A 21,168-nucleotide genomic window follows, 5' to 3' on the forward strand; every position below is an offset into this window, starting at 1 on the left:
TCTGCATCAACTACACGTCAGCAATCACGACTTGGGCCACAGAGCCCCGTGCGCACGTGGCCAAGGGTAGCTACGGATCCCCTCAGCCTGCTACGGCTACGTCATGGCGCGCATCAGCGTGATCGCGACGCTACACGGGGCCGTTTCCTCATCGGGCCGTTTCGGCTCCGGTTTCCACGGGGCTGGGAACATCCACACCTCCGCTGAGGTTACCTCCGCCCATCGAAGCGGCCGTCCTCGGTGTCGTTCACGATGACGTCCAGCTGGTCAGGGTCCGCGAGTTCCGTGAGCCCGTGTACTGCGGCGTCCATCCGGTCGGGGCTGTCCATGCCTTCGACCCAGGTGACCATCTGGTCTTCGAGTTCGGTGTACTCGCCGACGTGGTGGACGAGTCCCTGCTCGTAGAGCTGCGCCACGGGTGCGGCGCGGAGGCGCTTTCCGACCTTGGCGGTGACTTCCAGGATCATCGGCATGAGCAGGCCCTTGGTGACGCCGTCAGCGCGGAGCTGCTCCCATGCCTGTCGGAGAATCTGCTTGGCCATGTCGCCGCCGTAGTTGCTTTCGACGACGAGGGCATCTGCCTTGAGTTCGAGGGCGAGGCGGCAGGCCGAAATGCCCCAGCTGTTGGCGCCCATGGGCCCGGAGCGGTCGGCCAGCAGGTAGAGGTGCCGGTCGAAGTCGCGGCCGAGGCCGATGATGCCGGTCTCGTCGTTCACGGTGGAATCGCCGCCGGCGGGGTCGACGGCGACAACGATCCGCGCCATGTCGAGGCCGGAGAACTGAACGGCGTTGATCCGTGCGGCCTCAATCCACTTCCGCTTCCAGACGCCTCCCTCGGGCGGGCGCGGCTTCTGCATGTAGAGGGCTCCCCAGACTCGTTCACCGACGCGCTTGCGGGTCTTGGCGTGATGGGTCGTGTCGAATCGCTCGGGCCAGAGGGGCTGGCCAAGCAGGCGACCGAGGGGGTCGTCGGGGCTGTCGGCGAGCGCGGGCAGGTCGATGACGTGCCAGGCGTCCCGTTCTGTCGCGAGGATGCGGCCGGCGAGGTCGTCTTCGTGCCAGCGGGTCTGGATGACGCAGATCGCCCCGGTGGGTTCGATTCGGGTCTGGAGGACGGAGGTCCACCAGTCCCACGCCCGTTTGCGCATGGTCGGGCTGTCCGCGTCGGCCATGTCCTTGACGGGGTCGTCCACGATGGCGATGTGGGCGCCGCGGCCGGTGAGGCCGCCGCCGATGCCCGCGGCGAGGAGTCCACCTTCGCCGCCAGCGATGTCGAACCGGTTGGCGGCGGAGCTACCTGTCTTGAGGTGGATGCCGAGCTCGTCGCCCCAGGTGATGATGGCGTCGCGGATCCAGCGGCCGTGGTCGTCAGCGAGGTCGGAGGAGTAGCTGGCGATCATCATGCGGTGGCCGGGGTTGCGCCGGAGGTACCAAAGTGGTGCCCATCGGCTGGCTCGGCGGCTCTTACCGTGCCGAGGGGGCATGGTCAGCATGACTCGGTCGAGTCGGCCTTCGGCCATGTCGATGAACGCCTGGTCGATGAGGTCGAGGTGCGGGGCCTGCATCTCCCGTCCGTCGGTGAGTACGGCGGCCAGGGCGCCCGGGGAGCGGTCCATGGCCAGACGCTTCTCTACGCTGGCGAGCTGGGCCCGGAGTTCAGGCGAGGCCTGTGTGGCGATGCCTCGCCGCTGGGCGGCTGGCAGAGTCTGGTAGTGGGTCAGGAGGGCCTCGTGGTCGCGCATGGCCATCAACTGCTGGCCTGGTCCGTGAGATCAATCAAGGCAGCAAGCTCGTCGACGGTGGTGTTAGCGACGTGGACAGGTCCGCCGTCGGGGCCTGCGACCTCGGTCTTGGTGGGCATGTCGAGGCCGAGCAGCCGGGCGCGGCGTTCCATGATCCGCAGAGTCCGGTCGATCGCAGCGAGGTCTTGGTCGCGGACGGCCTTCTTGTAGGCGACGAAGAACAGCCGGTCCAGCCGGTCGGCCTCCAGCGCGCGCATCTCGTCGACGTCGTCGTTGAGCTCGGTGCGCCGATCGTCCAGGGCTTTGCGTACGTCACGGCACGCGGCGTGAATGAGGGCCTGATCCTCGGGCGGTTCCTGACCCTTGCGGTACCGCTCGATTCCGTAGCCCTGGGGATAGGCGACGCGGTCGGAGTTGACGGCGGGGTCGGCGGCCAGCTTTCTGGCGATCGTGAGCCAGTCGACGCCGGCGAGGCGTAGGTCGATGGCGTCCGAGCGGCGGCGCGCGATGGCCGCACGCTGGGCCTTGTCGGGGCGTCCCACGGCGGGGCTCCTCCACTGCTCGGTGCGCCCCCACGCCCACGTCCATGATCGCACCTTGTCGCGAGCGCCCGCGGTGCCTGCTGGTTGCTGCGGCTTTCCGGCGATCGGCCACATCAGGCGGTGCCCGCTGCTAGCGTGATCGACGGAGATTCGCGTTGCCCTGGGTAGTCCCGGTGGCAGCCAGTCGCGAGCTGTACCTGCTGAGCATTCCGACGAGTGCTGGCTTGGTAAGCGAAGAGGCCCCGTCAGAGCAAGGCGGGCTCCGCAAGACCCCAGTCGAAGGAACGCTGCGCCCAGTAAGCAGCATTCAGGTTTCAGCGTCGGATGGAACTCGGTTTGACCACCCATGTGGTCGTACCGAGTGCATCGACGGAGTCGGGCGTTCGGCACGGCCCCGACTTGAAGGGACGCCGAATGCCGGCGGATTCAGCGGCCACGCTCATCATCGTGGGCTGGAGCGGGGTCATCTCGCTCACACTGCTCTTCCTCACCCAGATCCTGCGTCAGTGCGCTTCGCTCATCTCCGCGGGGCGGAAGGTCTCCGATGCGTGGAGGGGCGAGAGCCCCTCCGCCGAGGACGCGCCGGAGGCCGGTGGCGCAGGCGGCCACCAGGACAACGGCGGGGACGACGGCGAACCCATCGGGAGGCCGGAGTCGTGATCCTCGTTGGCCGGGCCCCCGGGCTCGGGAGCCCGCCCAACGATCCTTCTACATAAGCGGTAGCTGTCCGGCGACGCTGCCTGTGCCGAGACCGCGGGGGCGTTCGCTTGGGATCGTGACGACGCCGGCGGCGCGCAGGTGGTGGGCGAACTGCCAGTTCCGGCAGGTCTTGAACTGCCTGTCGGTGGCGTGGGGGTCGTCGGCTGGAATGTGTCGCGCGGTGAAGGGGATGGGGCGCGCGTCGGTGAGCGTGACCTTCAGGTCCTTGACCTGGATTTCCACGTGGTAGCCCGGGGCGGACTCGAAGGCGAGGTGCGGGTTGTCCTCCCACCGGTAGGGGTTGGTCGTGACGCCGCACAGGTAGAAGGCGATGGCGTGCCGGTGCTCGTCGAGGGTGAGTGTGAGGTCTCGGGGAGCGTCGGCCTGGACGGCACGGCTGTAGGGGCCGTGGAGGGAGCGGGCACAGTGCTGGGTCAGGTCGATGCCCGTGACGTACTTGAGCCAGAGGTAGTGATAGCGCCTCTCCCCTTGCTCAATTCGAATGGTTGGCGTACTCATAAATCCCCCTCAATTGATGAAATGCCCACCCTTCAATTATATATGAATTGCAGGAATCCAAAATTCAAGCATTTCGCCCCTCGCACGCCTCCAGGAGGGTTTCCACGAGGGGTTTATGGCGATTATGCCGGTACCCTTGCGGATATTCCATATTGAATTCAACTTCGAGCGCCCGACGGCGCACACTCGAGTCGAGCGGCAGCGGCCGGCGGCATCGTGCGTAGATGTTGCCGCCGTTGGGGTTACCAAGGATCTGCACCTCGGCGAAGTAGTTGGCCAGGAGGGCGTGAAGGGTCTCTGGGGTGTGGAACTTCTGCATGGTCCAGACACCACTGCGGAAAGTGGCAGCAAAGTTGTTCTCGTCCAGGAATTCCAGAGCCCGCCGGTAGGCGCCGTTGTTGCGGTGCTTGCGCCCCGCCGCCTTCTTCTCGATCGAGCCGCGGGAGCGCGTGCCGGTATAGAACACGCCGTGGCCGGAGAGCAGCGAGTTGCAGGTGGCGATGACGTGCTCTTCGAACTCCAGGGAGGTGACGGAGTTCAGGACGCTGTCGAGGACGACGACGTCGTAGAGGCCGTTGGCCTGCACGTCTCGCTGCAGGCTTCGGATGTGGGAGACGGTCGCCGCGATGTCGAGGGCGTTCTTTTTCCCGGAGGCCTTGACGTGGGGTTCGTACCAGTGCGCCGGGTAGCCCTGCTCCTTGAGGCGTTTGATGTAGGCGGCTTCGCCAGCGCCGAAGTCCACGATGCGCTGGCCGCGCTTGAGTTCCGGCAGGACGTAGCGTTCGTAGGTGGTCGACTTGTGGGAGTCGCCTTCGTCTCCGCCGAGCCGGTGCATTTGGCACCAGTGCTGGTTGTAGGCCTTGATGCCGAGCTGGGTGTAGTCGTAGACGCCGTAGTCTCCCTCCAGCCATTCGATGAGCTCGTCGGCTTCTTGGACCGATACGCGGTAGCAGAGAACCGGGTACTTCAGGTCGTGTCCGACGACGGCGTAGTCGTTGTTGAGGATGACGCGGCCGGCGGAGTCGGCGACGATCGAGCCCCACGGGCCGTAGCGGGTCACGAGGCGGCGGATCTCCTCCTGGACGGCCGCGTTGCTGCGGGCGACGACGGTGATGTCCTCAGGCTGGAGCCAATGCCAGCCGTGGATGTCCTCGGTGGCGCTGGACGCCACGACTCGGGACCCTTCCGTCTCAACGGAGTTGTGCAGCAGGTTGAACTGCACCTCGTCGTGGGTGGTGACGTGTTTGTTCAAGAGCAGGGCGGGAACGGTCTGGTCTCCGTTGGCCTTGAGGCTCTTGGTGCGCTGGTGGCCTGCGATCAGGATGCCGTTGCCGTTGACGATGACCGGCTTGACGCAGCCGAACAGCGCGAGGGACTGCTTCAGCCGCTCGAAGGCGTCTTCGGACAGGCGCCGCGGGTTGTACGGGGCGGGCTTGAGGCGTGTGAGGGGGAACTCCTCGACGAACTCAGGCATCGCCGGCCTCCCCATCGGGGCTCTGGCCGCTGTCGAGCAGGTAGTGGGCGAACCCCGAGTCGGTACCACGGCGCTCGTAGTACGCGGTGTGGAACGTGTTCAGGCGGTCGACTTCGGCGGCGGTGATCTGGACGCGGGTGGCGCCCCACTGAATGAAGCCCCACTGGAGGTGCTCGTCCCTGATCTTGTCGCCGTCGTTGGTGATGGTCTCGGCGGGAAGCACGGACGGCAGCATGGTGTCGAGGAGTTCGTCGAGCGCCGTCTGGTCAAAAGCCGTACCCTGAAGATCGGGGAGCTCCTCAAGAATCTCCACAAGGAGAGCAGAGTCGTAACCGGCGAGGTCGGAAGTCCGGTTGTCGACAACGACGATGCGTGCAGCTGCCTCGTCGTCGACGTCCACCCACGTGGCTGCAATCTGGTCCCAACCGAGTTCAACGACCGCTCGGTATGTGTGGTTTCCGGCCAGGATTTCTCCGGGCCGTCCCGTGCGACTGCCCCTGTTGGCGACGATCGCCTTGTACTGCCCGTTGACGGAGAGCGATTCAGAGATCGCCGAGACGTCGCCGTTTCGCGGGTTGCGGTGATACGGGACGAGATCCACAACCGGCACCGCGAGGGGCACCAGCTCCTCAGCGATTCTGGCGCGCATGGCACTCATGCTTGGTGTCCTTTGCTAGACGTCTCCCCCGCGCCCTAGCTACGGCCAGCCTAGATGACGCCAGCGCCGGACTGGTCGATTGCGTGGAAGCGTTCCCGCCGGTCAATTTAGTCAAGCCGAGGCCCGATTGACAGAAGACCTGAATGTCAGGGCCGATGAGGAGGAGGCCATGCCGAGGCTTACCAGACAGTACCTCCAAGATCACATCATGAACCCCGAAGGAGGCACCAGGAACCTAGTCGAAACGCCAGGCACCTTCGCGGACATACTCATCGATCGGATCCTATTGAAGGCTCAGGAGCAACTGGAATCCGGAGTCGACGAGTGCGACGAAATCGAATTGTCAGTTCCAGTGCAGCTGCGACCTGTGATCAGCACGCCGTCGCCCAACTGCATCGAAATACGTATCCCATTGAGAGGCCAAGATGATCTCTGCTACCACAGGCACCCCATCCGCGGGTGCCCCGGGTACGATTCATACCGCCCATCCGCTAGGGGGAGGGGCACACTGAAGCTCACCAGGGAATACCTTCAGGATCACATGATGAACCCCGAAGGCCCCCCCACCAGGAACCTGGTCGAAACACCTGAGACGTTCGCGAACACCCTCATCGACCAAGTCCTGATGAACGCTCAAGAGCAACTGAGCCCAGAAGCCGACGAACGGGACGAAATCGAACTGTCCATCCCAGTGCGACTACGACCTGTACCCAAGGCGCCTCTGCATGCCTGTGTCGAGCTGTGCGCCGAGGTGGCCGGCAAGCGGATCTGCTTTCACAGGACAGACTGTCGCGTGGGGATAGTAGGGATTGGAGAGTCAGGCCGCTAGGCCGCCATGCGCATCAAGTGCCTGCACCTCAAGGGAGAAGACCATGGCGAAGCTCACCAGAAAATACCTTCAGGATCACATGATGAACCCTGAGGGCCTCCCCGCCAGGAACCTGGTCGAAACACCTGAGACGTTCGCGAACACCTTCATCGACCAGGTCCTGATGAACGCTCAAGAGCAACTGGGCTCAGAAGCCGACGAACGGGACGAAATCGAACTGTCCATCCCAGTGCGACTGCGACCTGTAGCCAACGCCCCTCTGGGTGGGTGTGTTGAAGTCTGCGTCGGAGTTGTGGTGACCGTTTGCTACCACAGGGGATACAAGGGAGATCACCCCGGTAAGGGCTAGCCGACTAGACCCGCAGAGAGGGAAGGAAACTGGTAAATCCGGACGAACGATCCGCTTGGCTTCCCAACTCGCGCTTCTTTAGCGGTAGATCTCAGAAATCAGGCACAAGTCTCACAGGATGCGAGCCAGATAGCATGAGTTTCCAACGGCCCACTTCGATGCCGCTAAGATTTCGGTCTTTCACGATGCTCGGCTCTTTGCCCGACAATCAATTGCCACATCTAGTGCGGCAAGGTTTCGCGGCCCCTCAGCGTCTGGCCGGGCGGGCCGGAGCCTCACAGGGAGCCCGTCTCGTTCGGCGAGAAGCCGGAGGTACAGCGGGTAGTCCGCGGGGTGACCGCGGTAGTCCGGATCGAGTGGCTCGTCGTCCACGTGACGCTCCTTGTGCACGGAACCCGCTCTCGCTGGGGCGGGTTCGTGAGGGTGATGAGGTAGCGGAGGGCGGCCTCCTGGCCCCGCGTTGATGCGGAGCCGATGCCTGGCGGGTAGGGCGCGGGGGGTTGGCCACCCGCCAGGCACCGAGGAGTTGCCGCATGCCACGGCGTCGCTGGTCGGCGTCCTCGTACCGCCGACCAGCAAGTAGACACTAACACTTCACAGTGTTGGTATCTATCTTTTGGTGTCAGAAGAGGCCGTCCTGAGATGCCCTCTGCTCCGATACTGGCGCCTCGGCGGTACGACGCCCTGCCAGCTCGGAGAGCTGCGGGCGCACAGGGATCACGGTCAAGACGGTGCGGACGCCCCTGAACCAGTGATCCGGCAGCGGTGTGATGGTGCCGCGGGCTTCACGTACCTGGCTACGGAAGTCCGCCGCCAGCGCGTTGGTCCGGAAGGCGAGGCCGGCGAACATGACCGCGACAAGCAGCCCGTTGGGGCGGACGCATCGAAATGCGCGCTGCACGTGGCGGATGTCGAGCTGCTTGGCGAACGGCGGGTTCATGACCACCCGGTCGTAGCGTGCGGACACCGGCAGGGTGAGGAAGTCGGCGACGGTCACCTGCCGGGCGTAGCCCTGGCTCCTGATGATCTCGGCGCGGCCCGGGGCGAGTTCGACACAGTCGACCACGCTGCCACGAGCGGCGATCCGCTCGGCCATGGCGCCGGTACCAGCGGACGGTTCGAGGACTTCCTGCCCTGCTTGCAGGTCGGCAAGGTCGAGGATCTCGTCGACGAGCGCAGGCGGCGTGGGGAAGTAGCCACGCTCGGAGTCGGTGGTGACTTCCCCCTCTGCGAGCAGACCGGCGACGGCGTCGGCCGCGTTGGCGGGGAAGATGTGGCCGCGCTTCCTGCGGTCCCACCTTCCGCCGACCGCCGAGAGGGCAAGGTTCACGCGCTGGTAGAGGCGGTCTTCGAGCTGGCCGGTGAGATGCAGGTCCGCCCCTTCGCAGCGTGCGGACCGGATGGCTTCGAGTACGTCGGCGTCGATCTTCACGATCGGCCCTCGCTTCCGTCCTGGACACGGGAAGCGGCGCGCGCCTGCACCAGCTCGGCTTCGAGTTCGACGAGCCGGGCGGTAACCATGAGCGCGAACCGCGTGTCGACGGACCCGCCGGCGGCGCGGAGGAGTTCGGCCGTAGCGCGGCGGGTGAGGTCGTCTGCCTTACGGGCAGCCTCGTCACCCTGGTCGGCGCGGGCGAGGATGAGGCAGGCCGCCGCGCGCTCGACGAGGCTCTGGGCTTCCGGGTCGTACTCCTTGAGGGCGTTGCCCGGCGTCGGGGCCGAGAAGAGGCCCTCGCGGACGTTGCGCATGGAGTGAATTTCGTTGATCACTGCGGGCTCCTTGAAAGGGGCGGGCGGCCCGTTGGGGGCCGCCCGCCCTGGAGGGTTGGTCAGGCTGCGGACTCGGCCGTCTCTGCGGCGACGTCGGTCGGCTCCGGCTCACCCTCGGAGGCCTGCGGCTCGGCGGCGCTCGCCAGGTCCGCCTCAGCGGCCTCCGTGCCCTCGGCGTCTGCGCCGTTGGTGGCGGCTGCTACCAGCGCCTCGGCCTCTGCGGCGAGGTCCGGCGCCTCCGCCTCGGCGCTGACGATGATGGAGCTGGCCTCCGCGTGGGCGACGGCCTGGCGGACCTGGAAGCGCGCCTTCTCCAGGTGCTTGGCGGCACGGTCGAGCTGCTCCAGGCGCTGGGCGACCTCCCCGGTGAACAGCTTGGAGAGGTGCTGAGCGTCCGTCTTCGCAATGCCTTCCAGCAGGCCGCAAAGGCGCTCGATCTCGTCAAGTGCGCTCTTGGCCTTGGCGGTCTCCTTCGTGCGCTCCGCCTTCTGCTCGGGGGTCATCTCCTCGACGTCGACCATGGACTGCTGGGTCGCCGCCGTCTCCTGCTTACGCAGGGCGTAGGCGATGTGGACGAGCTGGTTGTCGGTCAGGTCGCCCTTCTTCCACTTCTCAAAGACGCCCTTCTGGTTGTCCTTCGACAGGGCGGCGATCTGCACGGCGGCCTGGGTGCCGATGTGGTTCAGGTTGACGGCGGTGGCAACCTCGGGTCGCAGGCCGAGAAGGGCGAGGCGGGCGTTCACGTAGGGGACCGTCTTCGAGACCTTCTTGGCGACGGCCTGGATCGCCTCCTTCGGGGCGATGTCCGCCCCCTGCATGTCGAGGAGCTTCTTGAAGCCCTTGGCCTCTTCGAGCGGCAGCATGTCGGCCCGGGTGATGTTCTCGACCATGGCCTTCTCGAAGGCGGCCGCGTCATCGATGGCCTCACCGTCGGCGCCGGTGATGATCCGGGCGTCGATGGTGATCTTGCCCGCGATCTGGCTGGCCCGGAAGCGTCGCTCACCGGCGACGATCTCGAATCCGCCGGCCGCGCGCTTGCGGACGACGATCGGCTGGAGCAGGCCGTGCTCGTTGATCGAGTCGGCCAGCTCCTGGAGCTCGGCCGCATCGAAGTGCTCGCGAGGCTGGCCCTCGTTGCGGTGGATCTGAACGAGCTTCAGGCTGGTGTTCTTGGTGCCCATCTGATTCTCCAAGAGGTCGTTCGGAGTGAGGGTTTCTCCCCGCTCCTTCTGTTTCTATTCTATATGCATTCAGAAGGTGGGTCCACACTGGCCGGAAGATTTCGCACGTCAAAAGCCCGGCACGACCGCGAAGGTCGCACCGGGCTTCAAGAGCCGCCCCTATCCACTCACCTTGCCGCAGGAGCCGGCCGACGCCAGCACCGGTCCGCACACAACCGCCTCGGGAGCCACAACCGCAAGGGCGGCAAGTACCTCATGCGCTCCGATCTCCCCGAGGTCTACGCACCCCTCCCTGCGCGACTCCCCCAATCGCGCGAGCACCCGCTCCAATTCGACCGCCACGCCGTACCCTTCCGTGTCGCACAATTCCCCCAGCTCCCCGCAGCAGGACTTAGATCCCTACACAAACACGTATGCGGCACACCTTTGTGCACAGACACCTGCATCGGCCGCAGGCCAAAAAGGTGAGGGCGACCCCACCTCTAACATGCGACTCAACGGATCTCATTGATCCTGCTTCGGAGAGTGACCTAATGTCAATAAAGATAGACAATGGATCGAACTGACCGGTTCCGCATGGGACTGGCCAGGATCCAGCCAACCTGTCCGCCACCCATCGCGGCCGCTCGGGCGGCCGCCACGAAGGACCCCAATTATGGCCCCCGACGCCGACATCTCACTGGCAAGCAAGCTGGCACTGCTGTTGCGTCGGAAGGCCGCTCGCACCGGGCGGAGGCCCAGCGTGCGGACCCTGGAGCGGGCTACCGCAGCCACCCCCGGCGGGAAGCCGGCGATGACCCACCAGGTCATCAATGACCTCCTCAACGACGAGAAGCGTGACCCGAAGACATCACAACTCCTCGGACTCGCAAGGGCATTCGATGCTCCGGTAGCTTTCTTCCTCCCCAGGTACAACGGCCTGACCTCTTTGGAGGTCTACGAAGCCTCAGCGGATGCCCGAGAGGCGCTGCGGCTCATCCACGATCTGGGGGACGACGGGGCAGCAGAGCTGCTGGAGGCCGCGCGCGCGATCCGAAGGCGGCACGGCAAGACCGACACCAAGATTCCCGAGGTGCCGGAGCTGCCGCCCATGGTGGAACCGCCGCGCCCCGGCCGGCGCCGCCGCCTGTCGTTTACTGAGGCTGCCGACCGGGCCGTCTCCGACCTGGAAGGACTCTGAAACACCATCATGGATGGCATCGTCTTTGGCATATGCACCCTGGTCGGGATCGTAGGGACCTGGCACGCCGCCCGAGACGCCCGGCGTCTGCGCAACCGAAGCGAGTATCGGATCGCCCGCGCTGCTCGCGCCGTTGGCTTCGGTGTCGCCACGGTCGGCGTGCTTATGGCCGTACCGGCGGTCGAGCACCTGCTCGAAGACCTGACGGGTGTGAACAACTCCGCCAGGCTCGGTACTCATATTTGCGTCGTGCTGTGGTGCGGAGGCCTCCAGTTGATGCTGGTGGACTGGTCCTATAACCACGAGGTCCTGAGGGCCAGCCTGTACGCCCGCGTCGCTCTCGGCATCGTCGTGTTGGCCGCGATGTTGCTGCTGTTCATCGCGACGATTGGGCCAGAGGTAGAGATCACCACCCGCTTCGCGGAGGAGCCTGGAGTGACGGTCTATCTCCTGGTCTACCTGACCTACGTCGCCATCACCTGCGGCGAGATCACGTTCCTGTGCTCCGGCATGGCCCTTTCGACGGCCCGCCGCGGTCACACCTGGACGGCGCGAGGTCTTACCACCTCAGCAGCCGCAGCCATTCTGGGCGCCGCCTACGCCATCAGCAAGGGCTCGTACCTCGTACTGCACTACCTTCGCCACCCATGGCCCCTGCGGTATGAAGAGATCGTCTCCCCCCTCCTCGCCGGCCTGGCAACAGTGGCCCTGATCACCGGCCTGACGATGGCCATGGTCGGCCGACGGCTTACCCAGCGGAAGGACGACCAGCTCGCGGCCTAACGGCCCGGCAGCTTCCGCCAGTCCAGCACCACACGGCCGGGCTCGATGGTTCGCACTCCCCGCGCGCTGGCCGGGAACACCCGTACGCCCTCCAGGAAGAGCAGGGCGATGGCCTGCTTGGAGGCGTGCGGGGCCGTGTTCCACCAGCGAACCGCGTCGGAGGCCCCGCCGAGCTGGAAGTTCGCCATCTGCTCCGCGAACCGCAGGCGCGTCCGACTGACCTTGAGTTCTTCGTTCACGGCGTTCTGGGCGGTGAGGAAGGCATCTCGGGATATCTGTCGACGGCCGTACAGGTCGGCCGCCTCCCGCCCTCGCTCCTCCTGTTCGGCGATCGCCTCCTTGAGGCCGACGACCTGCGCCCGAACGGCCTCTTGCGCGGCCTCGATGCTTGCCCGGACGCCGGGCTTCAGCAGCTCGGCAACGAGGTACTCGGCCACGTACGTCTCAAGAAGCTCGGCGTCGACCCGGACCTCTCCACAACCTCCGCGCCCCTGCTTGTCCTTCGGGCGGCAGCGATACCCCGGGCTCCCCGCGTTGTTGCGAGCTCCCGTCAGGTGCTGCTTGCACTTCCCGCACGAGGCGAGACCCCCTACATCTCCGGTGAGGAGGTAGCCGTAGGGGGCTTCGGGCTTCGCCGTCTTCCGCTTGGCACGGCGCTCCTCCAGGGCCGTGAACTCCGCAGATGTAATGGCCCCGGGGTGGCCTGCGTCGACCAGCTCGCCGTTCTCCTCGCGCCTGAGTCCAGCGATAGCGGGGTTCTTCAGGAGGCGGCCGACACTCGCATCCTTCCACTCACCCCCCAGGGTCCCCCGGTAGCCCTGGGCGTTGGCCCACACTGCGATGTCCTGGTCTGACTGCGGAGGGTCCAGAAGGGCACGGCTGGCCATCTCTCGCAGCGGCCCGACCTCGTCTTCGTGGAGGCGGCGCCGCGAATTGTCCGCGAATCCGTAGAGCCGTGGCATGCGGTTCCGTCCGATCTCTTCTCGTTCTCCCTCGTGGCGGGCCGATCCTAGGTCACGGTCCATACCAATGGCACGTTGCGTCTCAAGATCGACACCCGCTGCCGCAGCTAGCGGCCCGGCGGTTCAACGCCCAGTACACGCCACAACGCGGCAGCTGGTACGCGCGTCGTACCGCCGAGCGGCAGCGTCCTCACTGGGAATTCACCCGACTTGATCAAGGCATAAGCCTTGTGCACACCGATGCCGAGCGCCCGAGCCGCCGTCGACACGTTCACCGTCGGCGGAAGGGCCAGAAGCTCCTCCAAGGTCATCCCAGCGGCTGCGGAGCCGGTTCCCGAACTCTCTTTCACTGTCATCTCGTCGTCGCGTTCTCCCCCGCGCCAACTTGGACATAAGAATACTCCAACACTCCAGTGTTGGGGCAAGATGAACAAGATCTGGCAAGGATCGACACGCAGATCCACATCAGGAGGGGGCCCTCATGTCGTTCAATCCCACCTATCAGCGGCGCTGCGCCTGCAAGGGCGAGGCACTCGATGACAGAGGGAATCCAATATTCGACGCCGGCGGCGACCCGGTGGTGAAGATGCTCGGTGCCAGCTGCCCCAAGCTGCCGCAGAAGGGCCACGGCCGCTGGTACTTCTACTTCGAGCTGGAGGCCGGTGAGGGCGGCGAGCGAAAGCGAGTGCGCCAGGGCGGGTTCGCGACCAAGGAGGCGGCACAGCAAAAGGCCGCCGCGGTCTACCGGGACGCCGACCGCGGTACTGACGTCCTGAGCAACGCCACTGTCGGCGAAGATCTCACAGCGTGGCTGAAGCGGAAGAAGAGCCTGGCGCGCACGACCCTGCACGGTTATGAGGAGCACGTGGCGCTCTACCACCTGCCCCACCTCGGGCATGTGAAGCGGCGCGACCTCAAGCTCCGCCACATCGAAGCGATCTACGCCGCCATCGAGCGCGAGAACGCAGAACGTCTCATCCACCACGCGAAGGTGGTGGAGCTGACGCAGGCCCGCGACACGGCCCACACGACATGGGTACGCGCCTCGGGCGACAAGGAGGCCCGCCGATTGACGCGGCAGGCGTGGCTGGCAGCGAACGCCGCACTCCGCGCCGGCCGGAAGGGTATGCGGAAGGTCACCAGCGCCACCACGATGCACCGCATCAACGACACCCTCAGCTCCTTCTTCAGCAGCGGCATCAAACGCGGCGACTACTCCACCAATCTCGCGCAGCTGGTCGAACTCCCCTCCGTCAAGCGCCCCAAGGCACTGGTCTGGACGCCGGAGCGTGTTGAACGCTGGGAGCGGACCGGCGAGAAGCCTTCGCCCGTCATGGTCTGGACGCCCCAGCAGACCGGCGCCTTCCTCGACTTCATCAGCGAGGACCGTCTCTACCCGCTGTGGCACACGTTCATCTTCCTCGGGCCTCGCCGCGGCGAGATGTGCGCGCTCCCTTGGCCGGAGGTCAGCTTCGCCTCCCTCTCGCTGCGTGTTTCGGCGCAGATCGTGGAGGTGGCCTACCGCACGTACGGCGAAGCCCCGAAAGCCGACAGCGTGCGCACCATGTCGATCAGCGAGGAGTCGGCCGACGTTCTGGGCGCCTGGAGGAAGGCGCAGGCTGCCGAGCGGGAAGCCTGGTCCGGCGAGGACGCCTGGGTGGAATCCGACCACGTCTTCACCCAGGAGAACGGCGAGCCGTACCACCCGGACTGGGTCAGCCGCCGATTCAAGCGGCTGGTCGAGCTGTCGGGGCTGCCTCCTGTGCGGCTGCACGATCTGCGCCACATCTCAGCCACGTTGTCGTTGTTGGCGAAGAACGACATCAAGGTGGTCCAGGAGCGCCTGGGGCACAGCTCCCGGCAGATCACGTCAGACACCTACACGAGCGTGCTGCCACAGCTGCTCACGGCCGAGGCGGAGTCGACGGTGGCGATGGTCCCGCGGGCTTCGAAGGAGGCGCCCAGCAAGCCCAAGAGGGCCGCCAACGCGAGGAAGGGGAGGGCGACCAAGCGGGCGTCCGCAGCTGAGGCTGGGGACGCCGCCTGACCTGCGTCCTCAATTCGTCCTGTCGATCATGAAAAATCTACCGACAGGAGCCGTCAAGATCCCCGGAGCTTCTGGCCCTGCCAGCTAAGACGCTGGTCAGAACGTTTCTGCTCCCTCAAGCGGTGGTGGGGCGGGTGGGACTCGAACCCACGGCCGACGGATTATGAGTCCGCTGCTCTAACCGGCTGAGCTACCGCCCCTTCACGGCGTGGCGCGTACACGTGTGCGCGCCGTCTGCCGCAGCATAGCCGCTCATACGATCTCCTGCCTCGGATGCCTCGCATGATCGGCTTCGCCTGTTCAGAGAGACCGCGCCGAGGGCTGTCCGGTTCCCGGACGGGGCGACAAAGAAAAGAAGAGGACCCCTCGGGGTCCTCTTCTTCTTCCTTGCTCCCCCGGCTGGACTCGAACCAGCAACCCTCCGGTTAACAGCCGAATGCTCTGCCAATTGAGCTACAGGGGACCGCGCTCCCCCGACTGGACTCGAACCAGTAACCTGCCGGTTAACAGCCGGCTGCTCTGCCAATTGAGCTACAGGGGATTGCTGCGGTGCATCGAACAGCCCACCTCCGGCGTTGCCGGGGGGCGAGTGCCCGTTGCGAGTCATAGATTAGCGCAAGCAGGGGGGTGCTCCGCCAATCGGTATCGACAGCGGGCCGGGCACCACACGACGAAGGGTGACAGGCATGCGGTACAAGGTCACGTTCGTGGTCGGACTGGCCCTCGGGTACGTGCTCGGAACCCGGGCCGGACGCGAGCGCTACGAGCAGCTGCGGAAGTCCGCCCGCCAGCTCGCGCAGAACCCGGCGGTGCGCAACGCCGCCGAGACCGCGGGGCAGACCGGGCGCGAGTTCGCCGGGAAGGCCTTCACCGCGGTGAGCCAGAAGGTCGGCGACGCCGTCCCGGACTCGCTCGCCGGGCGGGTACGGGGCCTGCGCGACCGGGTCGGCGGCGGCGCGGGTGAGGACGACTGGGGCACGAGCAACACCTGATCGGCAGTACACGCCTGGGGCCCACGGGATCCATGAGGTTCCGGGGGCTCCGGACCGGTCGCGTCCGGCCCCGCGTGCGGCAGAATTCACCGCATGGGGATAGTCGCCGGGCTGGACAGCTCTTCCGCGTTCACACGCATCGTCGTCTGTGACACCGAGACCGGCGCCGTGCTGCGCCAGGGGTACGCACCCCATCCACAGCCCACGGGTGAACCGGACGGCGCGAATCCGCACGAGACCGACCCGCAGGCCTGGCTGCTCTCGCTCGGCGAGGCCGCCGGCGGCGGACTCCTCGAAGGGGTCCAGGCCATAGGGGTCTCCGCACAGCAGCACGGCCTGCTGCCGCTGGACCCGCAGGGCGCCCTCGTGCGTCCCGCCCTCGTCGGCAACGACAAGCGCGGCCAGGTCGCCGCCGCCGACCTCATCGAAGCCTTCGGCGGCCGGCACCACTGGGTCGAGGCGGTGGGCTCGGTCCCGCACTCCGCCCAGCCGGTCGCGAAGCTGGCGTGGCTGGCCCGCAACGAACCCGAGGCGGCCCGCCGGATCGCCGTGCTGATGTCCCCGCACGACTGGCTCGTCTGGCAGCTGCTGGGCCGCCCCGCCCGGCGGACCACCGACCGCGGCGGCGCCTCCGGCACCGGGTACTGGTCGGCCGCCACCGGAACCTGGCGCCCCGACCTGGTCGAGCTGGCGCTGGGGCACCGGGCGCTGCTGCCCGAGGTGCTCGGCCCGGCCGATGCCGCCGGGACCACGCCCGAGGGGCTGCTGATATCGGCCGGCACCGGCGAGACGATGGCCGCCGCGCTCGGGCTGGGGCTGGGGCCCGGCGACGCGGTGGTCTCGCTCGGTGCCTCCGGTTCGGTGATGGCGGTGCACCACGAGGCGGTGTCGGAGCCGGGTGGGCTGGTCACCTCGCTGGCCGACGCCGGCGGCATGCACCTGCCCGTGGTGAACACCTCCAACGCCGTACGGGCCCTGCGCGGCACCGCCGAACTGCTCGGCACCGATCTGGAGGGGCTGTCCGAGCTCGCGCTGAAGTCGACGCCGGGCGCGCACGGCCTCGTACTCCTGCCGTACCTGGAGGGTGAGCGGACCCCGAACCTGCCGCACGCCGCCGGCACCCTGTCCGGGCTGCGCCGGGACTCGATGAAGCCGGAGCACCTGGCCCGGGCCGCCTTCGAGGGCATGCTGTGCGGGCTGGTGGACGCGCTGGACGTGCTGCGCTCGCGCGGGGTCGAGATCCGCCGGGTGTTCCTGCTGGGCGCGGCGGCCGAGCTGCCCGCCGTGCAGGCCGCGGCTCCCGGGCTGTTCGGCACGCAGGTCGTCGTACCGGCGCCGGCCGACTACGCGGCGCTGGGCGCGGCGCGCCAGGCCGCCTGGGCGCTCGGTGTGGCGCAGGGCACGCTGGCCCCGCACACCCCGCCGGTCTGGCCGGCCGCGTCGGCGCAGGTCTTCGAGCCGGGCGAGGAATTCGCGGCGTGGCAGGGGGTACGCCAGCAGTACATCGCCACGCGCGAGCAGATCCACCCCGGGGCGTTCCAAGGGGTCCGTCCCTAGGGGTCCGTCCCTAGGGCGATGGTCGGGGTGGGCTGGTCCTTTTGACCGGCCTTTGCGAAATCGGGTGGGGATCACAGGGCCGGTTGGCCCAAGATGGGTCGAACCCCTCGATCGTGCCGACCGGAGCCTGCGCGTGCTCATACGACTTCTGCGGACCCATTTGGTTCCGTATCGGAAACCCATCGCGGTGCTGGTCCTGCTGCAACTGCTGCAGACCAGCGCCAGCCTCTACCTGCCCACACTCAACGCCGACATCATCGACAACGGTGTCGTCAACGGCGACACGGGCTACATCCTGCGCTTCGGCGCGTTGATGCTCGGCGTCTCCCTCGTCCAGCTCGTCTGCAACGTCGGCGCCGTCTACTACGGCGCCCGTACGGCCGCGGCCTTCGGCCGGGACCTGCGCGCCGCGATCTTCGACCGCGTGCAGAGCTTCTCGGCGCGGGAGCTGGGCCAGTTCGGCGCCCCGTCGCTGATCACCCGTACGACGAACGACGTCCAGCAGGTCCAGATGCTGGTGCTGATGACCTTCACGCTGATGGTCTCGGCCCCGATCATGTGCGTCGGCGGTATCGCCATGGCGCTCTCGCTCGACGTGAAGCTGTCGGGCGTCCTGCTCGCCGTGGTCCCGGTGCTCGGGATCGCCGTCGGCGCGATCGTCTTCCGGACGCGGCCGCTGTTCCGCCGGATGCAGGTGCGCCTGGACACCGTGAACCGGGTCCTGCGCGAGCAGATCACCGGCAACCGGGTGATCCGTGCCTTCGTCCGCGACGACTACGAAAAAGACCGCTTCCGGGAGGCCAACGCCGACCTGACCGGCGTCTCGCTGGCCGCCGGCAAGCTGCTCGCCTACATGTTCCCCACGGTCATCGTGGTCGTGAACATCTCCAGCGTCGCCGTCATCTGGTTCGGCGCGATGCGCGTCGACAGCGGCGGCATGGAGATCGGCCAGCTGACGGCCTTCCTCGCCTACCTGATGCAGATCGTCATGGCCGTGATGATGGCCACCTTCATGTTCATGATGGTGCCGCGCGCCGAGGTCTGCGGCGAGCGCATCCAGGAGGTCCTGGACACCGAGTCCAGCGTGGTCCCGCCCAAGGACCCGGTGCGCGAACTCACCCGCCGCGGCCGCCTGGAGCTGCGCGGCGCCGACTTCCGCTACCCGGGCGCCGAGGCCCCGGTGCTGCGCGGGGTGGATCTGGTGGCCCGCCCCGGCGAGACCACGGCGGTCATCGGCTCCACCGGAAGCGGCAAGTCCACGCTGCTGGGCCTGGTCCCGCGGCTCTTCGACGCGACCGGCGGCGAGGTCCTCGTCGACGGGGAGAACGTCCGCGCACTCGACCCGGACCTGCTGGCCAGGACGGTCGGCATGGTGCCGCAGAAGCCGTACCTGTTCTCCGGGACCATCGCCTCCAACCTGCGCTACGGGCGCCCGGACGCGAGCGACGAGGAGCTCTGGCAGGCGCTGGAGGTGGCCCAGGCCAGGGAATTCGTCTCCGCGCTGGAGGGTGGTCTGGACGCCCCGGTCAGCCAGGGCGGAACCAATGTCTCCGGCGGCCAGCGCCAGCGTCTGGCCATCGCCCGCACGCTCGTGCAGCGCCCGGAGATCTACCTCTTCGACGACTCCTTCTCGGCCCTGGACTACGCGACGGACGCGGCGCTGCGCGCGGCGCTCGCCCGCGAGACCGAGGACGCGACCGTGGTCATCGTCGCCCAGCGGGTCTCCACGATCCGGGACGCCGACCGGATCATCGTCCTGGACGAGGGCCAGGTCGTGGGTGAGGGACGCCATCACGAGCTGATGGCCGACAACGAGACCTACCGGGAGATCGTGCTCTCCCAGCTGACGGAGGCGGAGGCCGCATGAGCGGGCCCGGAGGACGGATGATGATGGGGCCGGCCCAGCGGTCCATGGACTTCAAGGGCTCGGGCAAGCGGCTGCTGCGGCAGCTCGCGCACGACCGGGCCAAGATCTGGGGCATGGTCGCGGCCGTCGTCGGCAGTGTCGGCTGCGCGGTGGTCGGCCCGAAGATCCTCGGTGAGGCCACCGACCTGGTGTTCGCGGGGATCGTCGGCCGTGAGATGCCGGCCGGGACCACCAAGCAGCAGGCGCTGGACGGCCTGCGCGCCCGGGGCCAGGACGGTATGGCGGACATGCTCGCCGGTACCGACTTCACCCCGGGGCAGGGCATCGACTTCGGCGCCGTCGGGGTCGTCGCGATCTGGGCGCTGGTGGTCTTCACCCTGGCCGGCCTGCTGATGTTGGTCGCGACGAGGTTGTCGAACCACGTCATGAACGGCACCGTCTACCGGATGCGCGAGGAGCTGCAGGCGAAGCTGTCGCGGCTGCCGCTGTCGTACTTCGACCAGCAGAAGCGCGGCGAGGTCCTCAGCCGGGCCACGAACGACATCGACAACATCGGCCAGACGCTGCAGCAGACGATGGGGCAGCTGCTGAACTCGCTGCTGACCATCGTCGGCGTGCTCGTGATGATGTTCTGGATCTCGCCGCTGCTGGCGCTGGTCGCGCTGGTGACCGTACCGCTGTCGGTCTTCGTCGCCGCGAAGATCGGCAAGAAGTCACAGCCGCAGTTCGTGGCGCAGTGGAAGGCGACCGGCGCACTCAACGCCCACATCGAGGAGATGTACTCGGGCCACGGCCTGGTCAAGGTCTTCGGCCGGCAACGGGAGTCCGCGGCCGTCTTCGCCGAGCAGAACGAGTCGCTGTACCGGGCCTCCTTCAAGGCGCAGCTGGTCAGCGGCATCATGCAGCCGGTGATGTTCTTCATCTCGAACATCAACTACGTGCTGATAGCCGTCGTCGGCGGGCTCCGGGTCGCCTCCGGCACCCTGTCGATCGGTGACGTGCAGGCCTTCATCCAGTACTCGCGGCAGTTCTCGATGCCGCTGACGCAGGTCGCCTCGATGGCGAACCTCGTGCAGTCCGGTGTCGCCTCGGCGGAGCGGGTGTACGAGCTGCTGGACGCGCCGGAGCAGGAGCCGGACGCCGAGGTTCCGGAGCGTCCGGAGGAGCTGCGCGGTCAGGTCACCTTCGACAAGGTGGCCTTCCGCTACGAGCCCGACAAGCCGCTGATCGAGAACCTCTCGCTCACGGTCGAGCCGGGCCACACGGTCGCGATCGTCGGCCCGACGGGCGCGGGCAAGACCACGCTGGTCAATCTGCTGATGCGGTTCTACGAGGTCACGGGCGGGGAGATCGCCCTCGACGGGGTGGACATCGCGAAGATGACCCGCGAGGAACTGCGCGACGGCATCGGCATGGTGCTCCAGGACACCTGGTTGTTCGGCGGCACCATCGCGGAGAACATCGCCTACGGTGCTTCGCGCGAGGTCACGCGCGCCGAGGTCGAGGAGGCGGCGCGGGCCGCCCACGCGGACCGGTTCATCCGCACCCTGCCGGACGGTTACGACACCGTGCTGGACGACGAGGGTGCGGGTGTCAGCGCGGGCGAGAAGCAGCTGATCACCATCGCCCGGGCGTTCCTGTCGGAGCCGGTGATCCTGGTGCTCGACGAGGCGACGAGCTCGGTGGACACCCGTACCGAGGTGCTGATCCAGAAGGCGATGGCCCGCCTCGCGCGCGGCCGTACGTCCTTCGTGATCGCGCACCGGCTGTCCACGATCCGCGACGCGGACGTGATCCTGGTGATGGAGAGCGGATCGATCGTGGAGCAGGGCACGCACGAGGAGCTGCTGGCCTCGGGCGGCGCGTACGCCCGGCTGTACGCGGCGCAGTTCGCGCAGGCGGTGGCCGAGGTCGACTAGGTCGTCTCTTTCGGATCTTGCCGGGCCCGGCAAGATCCGGAAAGGGACGGCCTAAAGCGGATCGGTGACGGTGACCCCTGCCATCAGCTGGTAGGGGT

General features: G+C 67.1%; 19 protein-coding genes and 3 tRNA genes. 10 read left to right on the forward strand and 12 right to left on the reverse strand.

The genetic code is table 11. From position 1 onward, the window contains the following. Positions 1–209 precede the first annotated feature (209 nt). Together AB8A24_RS18450 and AB8A24_RS18455 are read right to left on the reverse strand one after the other, a co-directional pair. Positions 210–1,742 (reverse strand): terminase family protein, encoded by a 1,533-nt coding sequence (locus AB8A24_RS18450; protein WP_369476679.1) that lies wholly within the window; start codon positions 1,740–1,742, stop codon positions 210–212. 5 nt (positions 1,743–1,747) lie between these two features. Further along, positions 1,748–2,284: a hypothetical protein gene (locus AB8A24_RS18455; RefSeq protein WP_369476680.1), complete on the reverse strand. Its 537-nt coding sequence runs from the start codon at positions 2,282–2,284 to the stop codon at positions 1,748–1,750. A gap of 414 nt (positions 2,285–2,698) precedes the next feature. Here AB8A24_RS18455 and AB8A24_RS18460 point away from each other — a divergent pair, with 414 nt between their 5' ends. Next, on the forward strand, positions 2,699–2,944 hold the full coding sequence (locus AB8A24_RS18460; protein WP_369476681.1) for a hypothetical protein: 246 nt from the start codon (positions 2,699–2,701) through the stop codon (positions 2,942–2,944). 48 nt (positions 2,945–2,992) lie between these two features. Here the strand turns inward: AB8A24_RS18460 and AB8A24_RS18465 are convergent, their stop codons facing one another. The 3 genes from AB8A24_RS18465 to AB8A24_RS18475 form a co-directional block, all read right to left on the reverse strand. Beyond that, the gene (locus AB8A24_RS18465) at positions 2,993–3,502 is read right to left on the reverse strand and encodes a hypothetical protein (protein WP_369476683.1); all 510 of its coding nucleotides are present in this window, start codon (positions 3,500–3,502) and stop codon (positions 2,993–2,995) included. A gap of 64 nt (positions 3,503–3,566) precedes the next feature. After that, positions 3,567–4,976 (reverse strand): ParB N-terminal domain-containing protein, encoded by a 1,410-nt coding sequence (locus AB8A24_RS18470; RefSeq protein WP_369476685.1) that lies wholly within the window; start codon positions 4,974–4,976, stop codon positions 3,567–3,569. After that, the gene (locus tag AB8A24_RS18475) at positions 4,969–5,625 is read right to left on the reverse strand and encodes a ParB N-terminal domain-containing protein (protein ID WP_369476687.1); all 657 of its coding nucleotides are present in this window, start codon (positions 5,623–5,625) and stop codon (positions 4,969–4,971) included. The genes AB8A24_RS18470 and AB8A24_RS18475 overlap by 8 nt, the downstream gene beginning before the upstream one ends. Positions 5,626–5,761: 136 nt before the next feature. Between AB8A24_RS18475 and AB8A24_RS18480 the strand changes: the two genes are divergently transcribed. Together AB8A24_RS18480 and AB8A24_RS18485 are read left to right on the forward strand one after the other, a co-directional pair. Continuing rightward, positions 5,762–6,463: a hypothetical protein gene (locus tag AB8A24_RS18480; RefSeq protein WP_369476689.1), complete on the forward strand. Its 702-nt coding sequence runs from the start codon at positions 5,762–5,764 to the stop codon at positions 6,461–6,463. Between the two features lie 43 nt (positions 6,464–6,506). Continuing rightward, entirely contained in the window at positions 6,507–6,812 is a 306-nt protein-coding gene (locus AB8A24_RS18485) for a hypothetical protein (RefSeq protein WP_369476691.1), read from the forward strand. 622 nt (positions 6,813–7,434) lie between these two features. Here AB8A24_RS18485 and AB8A24_RS18490 read toward each other — a convergent pair. From AB8A24_RS18490 to AB8A24_RS18500, 3 genes are read right to left on the reverse strand one after another with little or no spacing between them, the layout of a single operon-like run. After that, the gene (locus AB8A24_RS18490; protein ID WP_369476693.1) at positions 7,435–8,244 is read right to left on the reverse strand and encodes a class I SAM-dependent methyltransferase; all 810 of its coding nucleotides are present in this window, start codon (positions 8,242–8,244) and stop codon (positions 7,435–7,437) included. Then, complete coding sequence (locus AB8A24_RS18495) at positions 8,241–8,582, reverse strand: hypothetical protein (protein WP_369476695.1); 342 nt, start codon at positions 8,580–8,582, stop codon at positions 8,241–8,243. Before AB8A24_RS18495 ends, AB8A24_RS18490 begins: the two co-directional genes overlap by 4 nt. Positions 8,583–8,641: 59 nt before the next feature. After that, positions 8,642–9,763: a ParB/RepB/Spo0J family partition protein gene (locus AB8A24_RS18500; protein WP_369476697.1), complete on the reverse strand. Its 1,122-nt coding sequence runs from the start codon at positions 9,761–9,763 to the stop codon at positions 8,642–8,644. A 655-nt stretch (positions 9,764–10,418) separates the two neighbouring features. On the opposite strand from AB8A24_RS18500, the gene AB8A24_RS18505 reads away from it, so the two are divergent. After that, a complete protein-coding gene (locus AB8A24_RS18505) occupies positions 10,419–10,943 on the forward strand; it encodes a hypothetical protein (protein WP_327385508.1) in 525 nt (174 codons plus the stop codon). A gap of 9 nt (positions 10,944–10,952) precedes the next feature. Then, positions 10,953–11,726 (forward strand): hypothetical protein, encoded by a 774-nt coding sequence (locus AB8A24_RS18510; protein WP_369476699.1) that lies wholly within the window; start codon positions 10,953–10,955, stop codon positions 11,724–11,726. Here AB8A24_RS18510 and AB8A24_RS18515 read toward each other — a convergent pair. Continuing rightward, complete coding sequence (locus tag AB8A24_RS18515; RefSeq protein WP_369476701.1) at positions 11,723–12,751, reverse strand: recombinase family protein; 1,029 nt, start codon at positions 12,749–12,751, stop codon at positions 11,723–11,725. The two genes, AB8A24_RS18510 and AB8A24_RS18515, sit on opposite strands and share 4 nt — an antisense overlap. Before the next feature lie 418 nt (positions 12,752–13,169). Between AB8A24_RS18515 and AB8A24_RS18520 the strand changes: the two genes are divergently transcribed. Beyond that, a complete protein-coding gene (locus AB8A24_RS18520; protein WP_369476703.1) occupies positions 13,170–14,735 on the forward strand; it encodes a tyrosine-type recombinase/integrase in 1,566 nt (521 codons plus the stop codon). Between the two features lie 123 nt (positions 14,736–14,858). Here AB8A24_RS18520 and AB8A24_RS18525 read toward each other — a convergent pair. From AB8A24_RS18525 to AB8A24_RS18535, 3 genes are all read right to left on the reverse strand, one after another. After that, positions 14,859–14,935 (reverse strand) — tRNA-Ile (locus AB8A24_RS18525). Positions 14,936–15,125: 190 nt separating this feature from the next. Then, a tRNA-Asn gene (locus AB8A24_RS18530) sits at positions 15,126–15,198 on the reverse strand. Positions 15,199–15,203: 5 nt separating this feature from the next. Next, positions 15,204–15,276: transfer RNA gene (locus AB8A24_RS18535), tRNA-Asn, on the reverse strand. 145 nt (positions 15,277–15,421) lie between these two features. On the opposite strand from AB8A24_RS18535, the gene AB8A24_RS18540 reads away from it, so the two are divergent. From AB8A24_RS18540 to AB8A24_RS18555, 4 genes are all read left to right on the forward strand, one after another. Then, positions 15,422–15,727 carry a hypothetical protein gene (locus tag AB8A24_RS18540; protein ID WP_030715494.1) on the forward strand — a complete coding sequence of 102 codons (306 nt, stop codon included), beginning with the start codon at positions 15,422–15,424 and terminating at the stop codon, positions 15,725–15,727. Between the two features lie 93 nt (positions 15,728–15,820). Continuing rightward, the gene (locus tag AB8A24_RS18545) at positions 15,821–17,284 is read left to right on the forward strand and encodes an FGGY family carbohydrate kinase (protein WP_328963448.1); all 1,464 of its coding nucleotides are present in this window, start codon (positions 15,821–15,823) and stop codon (positions 17,282–17,284) included. Positions 17,285–17,417: 133 nt separating this feature from the next. After that, positions 17,418–19,151, forward strand: coding sequence for an ABC transporter ATP-binding protein (locus tag AB8A24_RS18550; protein ID WP_328963447.1), 1,734 nt, complete (start codon positions 17,418–17,420; stop codon positions 19,149–19,151). Next, positions 19,148–21,070, forward strand: coding sequence for an ABC transporter ATP-binding protein (locus AB8A24_RS18555; RefSeq protein ID WP_369476706.1), 1,923 nt, complete (start codon positions 19,148–19,150; stop codon positions 21,068–21,070). The genes AB8A24_RS18550 and AB8A24_RS18555 overlap by 4 nt, the downstream gene beginning before the upstream one ends. Positions 21,071–21,168: the final 98 nt, after the last annotated feature.

Source organism: Streptomyces sp. BF23-19 (assembly GCF_041106355.1).
GTDB lineage: Bacteria > Actinomycetota > Actinomycetes > Streptomycetales > Streptomycetaceae > Streptomyces > Streptomyces virginiae_A.

What these genes read in the sequence shown, in the direction of transcription:
- AB8A24_RS18460 (WP_369476681.1), top strand. Translation starts at nt 2,699, where the DNA reads ATGCCGGCGGATTCAGCGGCCACGCTCATCATCGTGGGCTGGAGCGGG.
- AB8A24_RS18470 (WP_369476685.1), bottom strand. Translation starts at nt 4,976, where the DNA reads ATGCCTGAGTTCGTCGAGGAGTTCCCCCTCACACGCCTCAAGCCCGCC.
- AB8A24_RS18540 (WP_030715494.1), top strand. Translation starts at nt 15,422, where the DNA reads ATGCGGTACAAGGTCACGTTCGTGGTCGGACTGGCCCTCGGGTACGTG.
- AB8A24_RS18450 (WP_369476679.1), bottom strand. Translation starts at nt 1,742, where the DNA reads ATGCGCGACCACGAGGCCCTCCTGACCCACTACCAGACTCTGCCAGCC.
- AB8A24_RS18475 (WP_369476687.1), bottom strand. Translation starts at nt 5,625, where the DNA reads ATGCGCGCCAGAATCGCTGAGGAGCTGGTGCCCCTCGCGGTGCCGGTT.
- AB8A24_RS18485 (WP_369476691.1), top strand. Translation starts at nt 6,507, where the DNA reads ATGGCGAAGCTCACCAGAAAATACCTTCAGGATCACATGATGAACCCT.
- AB8A24_RS18545 (WP_328963448.1), top strand. Translation starts at nt 15,821, where the DNA reads ATGGGGATAGTCGCCGGGCTGGACAGCTCTTCCGCGTTCACACGCATC.
- AB8A24_RS18510 (WP_369476699.1), top strand. Translation starts at nt 10,953, where the DNA reads ATGGATGGCATCGTCTTTGGCATATGCACCCTGGTCGGGATCGTAGGG.
- AB8A24_RS18515 (WP_369476701.1), bottom strand. Translation starts at nt 12,751, where the DNA reads ATGGACCGTGACCTAGGATCGGCCCGCCACGAGGGAGAACGAGAAGAG.
- AB8A24_RS18500 (WP_369476697.1), bottom strand. Translation starts at nt 9,763, where the DNA reads ATGGGCACCAAGAACACCAGCCTGAAGCTCGTTCAGATCCACCGCAAC.
- AB8A24_RS18555 (WP_369476706.1), top strand. Translation starts at nt 19,148, where the DNA reads ATGAGCGGGCCCGGAGGACGGATGATGATGGGGCCGGCCCAGCGGTCC.
- AB8A24_RS18505 (WP_327385508.1), top strand. Translation starts at nt 10,419, where the DNA reads ATGGCCCCCGACGCCGACATCTCACTGGCAAGCAAGCTGGCACTGCTG.
- AB8A24_RS18520 (WP_369476703.1), top strand. Translation starts at nt 13,170, where the DNA reads ATGTCGTTCAATCCCACCTATCAGCGGCGCTGCGCCTGCAAGGGCGAG.
- AB8A24_RS18465 (WP_369476683.1), bottom strand. Translation starts at nt 3,502, where the DNA reads ATGAGTACGCCAACCATTCGAATTGAGCAAGGGGAGAGGCGCTATCAC.